A 6,000-nucleotide genomic window follows, 5' to 3' on the forward strand; every position below is an offset into this window, starting at 1 on the left:
CTCTCGGGGTTCTCACGGAGCCTCCCCTCCCACCTGACCTGTGGAGGAATCACCATGAAACGAGCCGTCGCGCTCACCGCCCTGCTCTCCCTGGCGGTTCTCACCGCCCCGGCCGCATCCGCCGCCGTCTCGGAGACCCCCACCGCCTCGCCCGCCGGACGGAAGGCGGACCTGGGCCGCCAGACCCTGACCGCGAACGACGGCTGGGCCGCCGAGGGCACCGGAACCACCGGCGGCGCCGCCGCGCCGGCGTCGAACACGCACACCGTGTCCACCCGGGCCCAGCTGGCCGCCGCGCTCGCCGCACCCTCTCCGAAGATCATTTACGTGAAGGGCACCATCGACACCGACAGGACCTGCGCGGACTACGCGACCGGCGGCTACACGCTGGAGGCCTACCTCGCCGCGTACGACCCCGCGGTGTGGGGCAGGGACACCGAGCCCTCGGGCCCGCTGGAGGACGCGCGGGCCGCCTCGGCCGCCAGGCAGACCGCCGACATCAAGCTCAAGGTCGGTTCGAACACCACGATCGTCGGCCTCGGCAAGGACGCGCGCATCCGGGGCGTCAACCTGCACATCGACAAGGCGGACAACGTCATCGTCCGCAACATCGACTTCGAGGACACCGCCGACTGCTTCCCGCAGTGGGACCCGACCGACGGCGACGAGGGCAACTGGAACTCCCTCTACGACAACATCTCGGTGACCGGCTCGACGCACGTGTGGGTGGACCACAACACCTTCACCGACGGCGACAACCCGGACTCGAGCCAGCCGCTGTACTTCGGCAGGCCCTACCAGGTTCACGACGGGCAGCTCGACATCACCAACGGCTCCAACTACGTGACGGCCTCCTGGAACCGGTTCGCCGACCATGACAAGACGATGCTGATCGGCTCGACCAACAACCCGGCGACCGACGCGGGCAAGCTGAAGGTCACCGTCCACCACAACCACTTCGACAACACTCTCCAGCGGCTGCCCCGCGTGCGCTTCGGCCAGGTGCACGTGTACAACAACTACTACGAGATCCCGGACGCCTCGACCTTCGTGTACGCCCTCGGCGTGGGCGTGCAGTCGCAGATCTTCGCCGAGAACAACTTCTTCCGGCTGAGCCGGGCCGTGGCTCCGGCGAACCTCCTCTACAACTGGGGCGGCACCTCCCTCACCGCCAGGGGGAACGTGCTCCGCGTCGGCGGGCCCGTCACCCCCCTCGACCTCGTCGCCGCCTACAACGCCGCCCACGACCCCGACTTCGGCACGGACGCGGGCTGGACCCCCACCCTGCACACCGCGATCGAACCGGCCCCGGCGGTGCACAGGTCCGTCTCCCGGCACGCGGGCTCGGGCAAGATCGGCTAGGGCTCCGTACCTGAGCGGAGATCGCGAACGCGCGGTCGAAAACCTGAGCGCGGTGGACCGGTGAGGTGGCCCCCTCAGAAGCCGCCCACCGGACCGAACGGGCCGGCGAGCTACGAGCCGGTCACAGCCGCCCCGCAACATATCGAAAGGTGCCGGACACATACCAAGGTGTCCGGCACCTTTCGACTGGGAGACTCCGTGACACAGCGAGATCGCTTCGAGGCGGCCTATGGGGATGCGAGGCCCTCGCTCCGATCGTGAGTTCAGACCGTTTCGGCGCCGTGGCCGGCGGCGATCACGTCAATGTGGCGGGCGAGTTCGAAGTCCTTGGCTGTGAGGCGGTTTCCGGCGTCGTGAGTAGTGATCACGAATCGGATCCGCTGCCAGGTGATGTGAACATCAGGGTGGTGGCCAACTTCGCGAGCCTTGGCCGCGACGTACATGGCCAGATGTACGCACTCGTGATAGGCATGCTTGAACGTCCGGGCTATGACCTGCCCCTCACGCTCCCACCCTGGCAGCTCGGCCAGATGGGCGACGATCTGCTCTTCGGACAACGGCTGAGGGGTCATCGGTATCTCCGCGTCATGCAGTCAGTTGAACTGAGAAATGATCTCATTCAGTTCTCTGCCAGACGAGGTGCTTGCCCAAGCAGTCGCGCGGCGAGGGATTTCCCTCAGCTCCTGACGCAGTCGAGCCGATCCCGTGCCCTCGACAATCGCCGCGGTGGCTGACGCGATCTGGACAACCCGTTCCGGTTCAGGAACTGCGGCCAGAGCGCTTGCCTGACGCGCCCAGAACACCCCGTTGTCACGCCGCGCCGTGTCCAGGGCGTCACCGAGTACCTCATCCCAGAGTGCGACCGCCTCCCGGTAAACGCCCAGCCGGAGATAGGCGGTCGCCCGCTGAACCTCGATGTATCCGCGGGTACGACGGCAGGCGTTGCCCCAGGGATGTTCGTCGTCGACCTGATCCACGAGCTCGGCCGCTCGATCCAGCAGCCGGTCGACCAGTTCCTTGTCCTTGGCCGGCAGCATCGACTGGCCATGCGCTTGGTGAACCAAAGCAAGTATCCGCACCTTCGGACACAACTTGCTCTCATCGATCAAGGCGGCTTCGGCGTAGTCGACAACGGTGCGGCCGTCGCCCACATCGACCGCGAGCATCGCTTTGTTGGTGAGGGCGTAGCTGATGAGCTGAGGGTCCTGAGAGCGGTGGGCCATGTCCAAGGCGATGCTCCGCCAGAGCTCCGACCGATTGATATCGCCGGCATCTTGGTGCAGCCAGCCGAGCAGTGCCGCATATGCGACACCAGCGCCCAGCAAGCCGCGACGTACCGGCGCATCGGCAGCATGGGTGAGTTCCTTGATGAGCTGCGCTTGAGTCGTGACGGTCGGGATGAGATGGCGAGGGCCGAGCCACATGTCGGCCTTGTAATGGCCGGGAAGCTGTTCGAGGAAGTACATGACGAGCTCCGGAGCTACAGGACCCTGATGAGGTGGATAAGGGGTGGGATCGATCGCGCTGAGACTAATCTCCAATATGTCACGCCGCTTCGGTTCCCCCGTGCCGAAAAGTTCCCCTTCGGGAATACCGAAGGCTGTGGCGTAGGCGACGGTCCAGTCACGGGGAAAATGCTTCCCTTTCTCCCAGTCGCGAATCTGCCGAGCCAGCGAGTCGACAGATCCATGGCCATAGCCAGCAGCGCGGATGAGCTGGCGTGCCATTTCGCACTTGTTCCAGTGTTGAGCTTCCCGCTGAGTCTGTAGCTGTACGGCCCATGCTGGGCGCTGTTGCTGGGTCATCGCTGCACCACCTGACCGGAGTACCCGGAGACTTCAAATCTCCGGGCTATTCTCCGCCATTCTCCGCCTCCCGCGACGGAATGCGCACGACTTCACTAACAAGTGTGACCCTCAAATAAGGCGGACCCGCCCGGCGCTTGCGACGTCCGGACGGGCCCTTGATCAGGAAGCGAGTCCTGACCCGTGAGCAAGATTAGAGCCATTCGCATCCGCTGGAAAGCAGATGCCCCGCCGCTGCCACTGGGCTGCCGCTGGTGCGGACATGCCCCTTACGCCCATGACGCATCCACTCTGCCGCACCGCCGCGACCATCACTGGGAGCAGCCCACCCCCCAGCAGGTATGCGCCCGCATGGCCACCCGGCGGCGCCTCGGCCTGTGCCGCCCGCTCCCGGCCCCGGCGCGCCCGCTGAAGGTCCACCCGCCCATCGCCCCCACTCCGACGCACCCCGCCCGGGGCTCCCGGCCGACGACGGCCCCCGCCCACAGCCGGGGCCGCGCCCCGGACTCCTTCCCGCCTCGACGGTACGAGCCGCACCGACAGGAGGTCGCGGCATGAACACGACCCCGGGCAGCGACGCCCCCACAAACAGGCGCGGCAGCAGTCCCGTCTCCCAGGCGATCGCCGCCGCGCCGCCGGCCACCACCGAGCAGTCGGCCGCTGTGCACCGTGCCGAGGACCTGGCCGCCGTCCTGGCAGACGTCCACAACATCGTGGCCGACGTGCACGAGCTCACCTCCGGCAACGCCATCGTGTCCCTCCGCCGCGGGCTGCTCGCCTACATCGTCTGCGCGAAAAGCGCCGGCGAGCTGTGGGACCTCATGCAACAGACCGAAGTCGACCTGTGGCGGACCTCATCGCACGGCGCCACGCCGCCCACCCCCAGTGCGGCCCGCCGTCCGGACCCGCCACTTCCCGTGGTCTCGGGGCTCGTTCCCCGCCCCCACGGTCTGCCACCAGGCCGCCCCCGACAAGCCCCGAGACCACGCTCCCCGGAAAGGAGGCGGCCTTGATCCCGTCCCACGGCACCCCGGCAGGCGACCGGCTGGACGCGACCAGATGGCACCCCGGCGCCATCGCCGCCCTCAAGCACCTGCGTACCGAGCTCCACGCCCACCGGATCTACCCGACGATCTCCTACGACCAGGGCCGACCCCGCCTGGTGATCAGCGCGAAGCTGACCGTGTGGGCCGACCAGGCGGGCACGGTCTTCTGCTGGGGCGCCTGCTTCCTCGAAGAGCCCGCCGACCAGGCGCCGGCAGATGACGTGCCGCAGGTCGCGCGCCGCATCGCCGGACGACTCGGCAAGCACTACACCGAACCGGTGACCCCGCCCTGAACCGCGCAGCGGCACGGGAGCATCTCCCTCTCGCGCCGCCGCGCCCAACTCCCCGCAGGCGGTGGTGCACCACCAGGGGCCGCCTGCGGGGCCAGGCGGATCGCACGGTCCCTTCCCCCTTCTATGAAAGGAACGCCACGAGATGGAAGGACAACTGGGGTTCGATCGGTGGTTCGGCCAGCCGGGGACACTGGTGCTCCAGCCGACCACGCTATGCAATCTCGACTGCGTGTACTGCTATCTGCCGTTCCGGCGCCTCAGCAATGAGATGTCCCCCGAGGTCGCCCAGGCCGTTGCCGACTCGGCTGCGGATCTGCCCGGTTCCAGCGGCCAGTTGGACATCGTGTGGCACGGCGGGGAGCCCCTCACCCTGGGCCGACGCAAGTTCGAGGAGCTGCTCGCGCCGTTCGAGGAGCTGCGTCAGGCGGGCCGGATCCAGCACAGCGTGCAGACCAACGCCACCCTCATCGACGACGAGTGGTGCGACCTGCTCGCCCGTTACCAGTTTCGCGTCGGCGTCAGCATCGACGGCCCGGCGGCTCTGAACGCCCGCCGGGTGGATCTGCGTGGCCAGCCTGCATTCGATCGGATCGTGCGCGGCATCGGCCGGCTGCGTGACCATGGCATCCGCTTCAGCTTGATTGCCGTCGTGGGGACCGAGGGCATTGAGCAGCCCGAATCCCTCCTGGACTTCCTCACGGACCTGGGGCCGCACACCATCGGCCTGAACGTGGAGGAGATGGAGGGCGTCAACGATCGGCGGTGCGGGATCACCCAGAACCAGGCTGAGCGGTTCTGGCAGGGGGTCCTGGACTGGCGCAGGGCCCATGACGGAGGGCCCGCGTTGCGGGAGCTCGAACGGCTCGCCGACTATCTGCACCTCGCCCGCAGCGGGCAGCGCGACGAGTGGTGCAGATACGGCCTCGATCCGATTCCGACAGTGTCGGCGGATGGAGATGTGGTGCTGATGTCGCCCGAACTGGCCGGCATCAGCGACGACGCCTACGGCAACTTCCTTGCCGGGAACGTCTGTTCTCAGAGCATCGCCAGCATGCTGGCCCATGCGCACCAGCTGCGCTACGTCCGCGAGTTCATGGCCGGTCTGCGACGCTGCGAAGCCGAATGCGAATTCTGGGACTTCTGTCGGGGCGCCCAGGCGTGCAACCGCTACTTCGAGAACGGCAGCTTCGCGACCACGGAGACCGACTACTGCCGACTCACCCGTCAAGCCCTCATCACCGCTCTGTACACCTCAACTAAGAAGGAGATCGCGGCATGACCATGCTGGAGTACCTGGCCACCACGGATGCGAAGGTGGTCGACGACCTGATCGGCGCCAGCACTTTCGAGAACCCCGATCCGATTCAAGCCGCCAAGTTCGACAACAAGCCGAGCTGGGACAACAACAAGGGGGGCTTCGACAACAAGCCGAGCTGGGACAACTGGAGCAAGAAGAAGTAGCAGACGACCGTCGTGGGCGCGGGATCACCGCGC

General features: G+C 67.1%; 8 protein-coding genes. 6 read left to right on the top strand and 2 right to left on the bottom strand.

All coding sequences use genetic code 11. The features are described 5' to 3' along the window. The first annotated feature begins 54 nt into the window (after nucleotides 1–54). Nucleotides 55–1,362, top strand: coding sequence for a pectate lyase (locus ABZ260_RS15180; protein WP_355617095.1), 1,308 nt, complete (start codon nucleotides 55–57; stop codon nucleotides 1,360–1,362). A gap of 263 nt (nucleotides 1,363–1,625) precedes the next feature. Here ABZ260_RS15180 and ABZ260_RS15185 read toward each other — a convergent pair whose 3' ends face one another. Beyond that, complete coding sequence (locus ABZ260_RS15185) at nucleotides 1,626–1,934, bottom strand: 4a-hydroxytetrahydrobiopterin dehydratase (protein WP_355617097.1); 309 nt, start codon at nucleotides 1,932–1,934, stop codon at nucleotides 1,626–1,628. A 21-nt stretch (nucleotides 1,935–1,955) separates the two neighbouring features. Then, nucleotides 1,956–3,167 carry a hypothetical protein gene (locus ABZ260_RS15190; protein WP_355617099.1) on the bottom strand — a complete coding sequence of 404 codons (1,212 nt, stop codon included), beginning with the start codon at nucleotides 3,165–3,167 and terminating at the stop codon, nucleotides 1,956–1,958. A 183-nt stretch (nucleotides 3,168–3,350) separates the two neighbouring features. Here ABZ260_RS15190 and ABZ260_RS15195 point away from each other — a divergent pair, with 183 nt between their 5' ends. The 5 genes from ABZ260_RS15195 (at nucleotide 3,351) to amcA (ending at nucleotide 5,967) form a co-directional block, all read left to right on the top strand. Next, entirely contained in the window at nucleotides 3,351–3,725 is a 375-nt protein-coding gene (locus ABZ260_RS15195; RefSeq protein WP_355617101.1) for a hypothetical protein, read from the top strand. Continuing rightward, the gene (locus tag ABZ260_RS15200) at nucleotides 3,722–4,180 is read left to right on the top strand and encodes a hypothetical protein (RefSeq protein WP_355617103.1); all 459 of its coding nucleotides are present in this window, start codon (nucleotides 3,722–3,724) and stop codon (nucleotides 4,178–4,180) included. Before ABZ260_RS15195 ends, ABZ260_RS15200 begins: the two co-directional genes overlap by 4 nt. Further along, complete coding sequence (locus ABZ260_RS15205; RefSeq protein ID WP_355617105.1) at nucleotides 4,177–4,506, top strand: hypothetical protein; 330 nt, start codon at nucleotides 4,177–4,179, stop codon at nucleotides 4,504–4,506. Before ABZ260_RS15200 ends, ABZ260_RS15205 begins: the two co-directional genes overlap by 4 nt. A gap of 193 nt (nucleotides 4,507–4,699) precedes the next feature. Next, nucleotides 4,700–5,785 carry a cyclophane-forming radical SAM peptide maturase AmcB gene (gene amcB, locus ABZ260_RS15210; RefSeq protein WP_355617107.1) on the top strand — a complete coding sequence of 362 codons (1,086 nt, stop codon included), beginning with the start codon at nucleotides 4,700–4,702 and terminating at the stop codon, nucleotides 5,783–5,785. Then, nucleotides 5,782–5,967, top strand: a complete 186-nt coding sequence (gene amcA / locus ABZ260_RS15215; RefSeq protein ID WP_355617109.1) for a multiple cyclophane-containing RiPP AmcA — start codon at nucleotides 5,782–5,784, stop codon at nucleotides 5,965–5,967. The genes amcB and amcA overlap by 4 nt, the downstream gene beginning before the upstream one ends. The last annotated feature ends 33 nt before the right edge of the window (nucleotides 5,968–6,000 follow it).

The organism is Streptosporangium sp. NPDC006013, from assembly GCF_040614275.1.
In the GTDB taxonomy this organism is placed as follows: Bacteria; Actinomycetota; Actinomycetes; order Streptosporangiales; family Streptosporangiaceae; genus Streptosporangium.

What these genes read in the sequence shown, in the direction of transcription:
- ABZ260_RS15190 (WP_355617099.1), bottom strand. Translation starts at nt 3,167, where the DNA reads ATGACCCAGCAACAGCGCCCAGCATGGGCCGTACAGCTACAGACTCAG.
- amcA (WP_355617109.1), top strand. Translation starts at nt 5,782, where the DNA reads ATGACCATGCTGGAGTACCTGGCCACCACGGATGCGAAGGTGGTCGAC.
- ABZ260_RS15200 (WP_355617103.1), top strand. Translation starts at nt 3,722, where the DNA reads ATGAACACGACCCCGGGCAGCGACGCCCCCACAAACAGGCGCGGCAGC.
- ABZ260_RS15185 (WP_355617097.1), bottom strand. Translation starts at nt 1,934, where the DNA reads ATGACCCCTCAGCCGTTGTCCGAAGAGCAGATCGTCGCCCATCTGGCC.
- ABZ260_RS15180 (WP_355617095.1), top strand. Translation starts at nt 55, where the DNA reads ATGAAACGAGCCGTCGCGCTCACCGCCCTGCTCTCCCTGGCGGTTCTC.